Source organism: Kribbella sp., from assembly GCF_035687465.1.
GTDB lineage: Bacteria > Actinomycetota > Actinomycetes > Propionibacteriales > Kribbellaceae > Kribbella.
The window spans coordinates 1-2,138 of record NZ_DASRXP010000357.1 but is presented as its reverse complement, the minus strand read 5'-3'; the positions used below and the strand labels follow the sequence as shown (position 1 = coordinate 2,138).

Genomic DNA, 2,138 nt, shown 5'->3' with positions numbered 1-2,138 from the left:
CCGAGCTCCCCCGAGACCCCATGCGCGCCCGACACGACCTCACCGTTGATGTAGAGGCCGCACCCGACTCCCGACCCGATCGTCACCACCGCGAACGAGTCGACCCCGACCCCGACCCCGAACCAGTGCTCAGCCACGGTCAGCGCCCGTACGTCGTTCGACACCACGACTGGAACACCGAGTTTGTCCGACAGCAACGCGGCGATCGGCACATCCCGCCATCCCATGAACGGCGAGTCCCGCACCAACCCATGCGGCGTATCCACATCGCCTGACACGGCCACGCCGATCCCGATCAACGGCCCGGCCGGGTCCGTCGCGTCGTCCAGCGTCCCGATCAGCTCCTGGGCCAGCTCCGCCAGCCGCTCGATCACGATCTCGGACGACGTCTCCTGCAGTTGCCGGTGGCGCACAGCCCGGATCCCTGCCCGGAAGTCGGTGGTGACACCGATCAGGTCCGCCGGCGTCACCTTCAGTCCGATCACCGAGATGCTGTTCGCGATCACTGTCAGCGGGCTGACCGGCCGGCCGATCCCCAGGTGGTTCTCACTGGGCTCATCGAGCGGCGTTGCCACCGGTTGATCGGTGACGAAGCCGGCCTCGATCAGCGGTGCGACGGCCTTCGTCACCGCCGCCTGGGACAGACCGGTCCTTCGCGCGATCTCGACGCGCGGGATCGGCCCCTGGGTCAGGATTCTGGTCAGCACCTCGACCCCGGCCGGCGTAGCCAGCGGCAGCGGACGGTTCGGGCGCAGCGGCATGACAGCAAACTACCGGCGACCGACGCGTTTCACCGTGCTGGGTCCGCACGAGCGCGCCACAAACCTCGTCATTCAGGAGATTTGTCGACATTTCCGAGCGTCGGAGACGCCAACGCCCACCTGATCGTCCTGGTCAGACCCTCCCCGGCGGCCCGGACCAGCGTCTTCTCGGCCAGCGGCAGATACGGCAGCCGCAGCGGCCAACGCGTCCACCAGGGCAACAGTCCGACCGCCGCGGCCGTCAACACTCCGTACGCCGGTCGCGCGGCCCATGGCACCGGTGGATGCACCAGGATGAAGCGGGCCGCCTGTCGAGCCTCGGTGGTCCCGCGCAGCTCCGGCCGGTACTCCGCCAGCAGTTGCCGTAGTTCCAGCTCGGTCGTCGGCGGATCCACCACACCCAAGGCGCGAGCCACCCGGGCCGTGTCCTCGACGTACGCGTCCCTCTCGGAGGCGTCGAGCGGGGCAGCGCCGTACTGCTGGTGCGCGGCCAGGAAGCTGTCCACCTCGGCCACGTGGACCCATTTCAGCAAGTGCGGGTCGCCGGCCCGGTACGGCACTCCGTCCGGACTGGTACCGCGGACGCGCTCGTGGACCGCCCGGACCTTCGCGATCGCGGCCTCAGCGTCCGAGACAGCGCCGTACGTCGTGATCGCCAGGAAGAAACTGGTTCGCTGCAGCCGACCCCACGGGTCACCGCGGTAGCCCGAATGCGCGGAGACCGCCGCCATCGCGAGCGGGTGGAGCGACTGGAGCAGGAGAGCTCGCAATCCACCCGCGAACATCGACGCGTCGCCGTGCACCCTCCGGATCGGCCGGTCCGGCGCGAACCACCGGGGACCGGGGGTGTTGTGGACCCGGTCCCGCTCAGCCCGCGGATCCGGGCCGGCCACCTTCGTCATGATCATCCGGGCCAGGCCGTCCCTGAGCGGGTCGAGCAGTCCCTCCTGCGGGGTGGCGGTCATACGCCCAGTCTCCCCACCACTCCAACCCTTCGACCACTGCGGTGATCAGTGCCGCACGTCGACGAACACCGGGTTGGTGTAGAGCCAGGTGTCCAGCCAGGGATCGCCGTCGTTCACCGGATGCTGGATCGGCCCGGCCGGATCGATCTTCCGGCCCAGGTACCCCGGTCCGTTGCGGCGGCCGTCGCTGCCGCGCACCCGCACGTAGTGGGACCGCTCGGCCCGGCCCAGCGGGATCCGCAAGCTGTACGTCCCGCTCTTGCGGGATACGTCGACCTGCTCGACCACGCGGGTGTCCGGAGCCCTCAAGGTGTCGCGGTTGCTCACCGGGCCGGTCACTACTCCGCGGATCACGTCCAGGTTGGCCAGCCGAGGCAGTACGCCGTGGAAGTTCGGCCGGGTCGCGCTGGTC

Annotated in this window: 2 protein-coding genes and 1 pseudogene; all 3 read right to left on the bottom strand. The window is 69.7% G+C overall.

What is annotated here, in order from left to right:
* Positions 1–761, bottom strand: a 761-nt coding sequence (locus VFG33_RS18680; RefSeq protein ID WP_325054177.1) for an ROK family protein, incomplete at its 3' end; no start/stop codon positions are given.
* 68 nt (positions 762–829) lie between these two features.
* A complete protein-coding gene (locus tag VFG33_RS18675) occupies positions 830–1,726 on the bottom strand; it encodes an oxygenase MpaB family protein (RefSeq protein WP_325054176.1) in 897 nt (298 codons plus the stop codon).
* Between the two features lie 45 nt (positions 1,727–1,771).
* Positions 1,772–2,138: pseudogene (locus tag VFG33_RS18670) on the bottom strand (histidinol-phosphatase); the annotation flags it as partial.

What these genes read in the sequence shown, in the direction of transcription:
- VFG33_RS18675 (WP_325054176.1), bottom strand. Translation starts at nt 1,726, where the DNA reads ATGACCGCCACCCCGCAGGAGGGACTGCTCGACCCGCTCAGGGACGGC.